This window comes from Mesorhizobium sp. M7A.F.Ca.AU.001.01.1.1 (assembly GCF_004022735.1).
Classification (GTDB): Bacteria; Pseudomonadota; Alphaproteobacteria; order Rhizobiales; family Rhizobiaceae; genus Mesorhizobium; species Mesorhizobium ciceri.
This window is the reverse complement of record NZ_RZPF01001341.1, coordinates 1-508: the sequence shown is the minus strand read 5'-3', so window position 1 is coordinate 508 and position 508 is coordinate 1. Positions and strand designations below refer to the sequence as shown.

Below are 508 nucleotides of genomic sequence, written 5' to 3'. Positions count from 1 at the left end.
AATGGCTGCCGGAAGGCGTCAAGGTCAAGGTGATGCCGTTCGACACCAAGGCAATCGTCGCCAAAACCGACGCCGACAAGGCGAAGTTCTCGGAATTGTTCGGGGGCTGAGCCGGCAATCCAGTCAGGGGTGCCGTCCCAGCGGTATCCCTGACGGGCAAAACCCCGATCGCATCGGCTGATCGACCCCAGGAAACGCAATCATGTCAACACGGATCAGGGAAAGCCGGGGCCAGGAAATGGTCCTGACGGCGGCGGTAGCCATCGTCATCGTCCTGCTTTCCCTGCTGCCGATGCTGCGCCTGATCAAGGAGATCGTGGCGCCCGGCGGCACGCTGTCGACCGTCGCGATAAAGGCGGGGCTCGCCAGTCCGGCGACCTGGATCGCCACCTGGCACACACTGGTCGTCGGTATCGGCGGCACCCTGCTTGCGGTGCTGTCTGGAACGCTGGTGGCCGTCCTCGTCACTCTGACCGATATCCGCGCTCGCAGCGCCATGGTGCTCTGT

2 pseudogenes are annotated in these 508 nt (G+C 63.8%); both read left to right on the top strand.

Features of this window, described 5'->3' with window-relative positions:
• Positions 1-110: pseudogene (locus EN884_RS40375) on the top strand (Fe(3+) ABC transporter substrate-binding protein); the annotation flags it as partial.
• Positions 111-202: 92 nt separating this feature from the next.
• Positions 203-508: pseudogene (locus EN884_RS38065) on the top strand (iron ABC transporter permease); the annotation flags it as partial.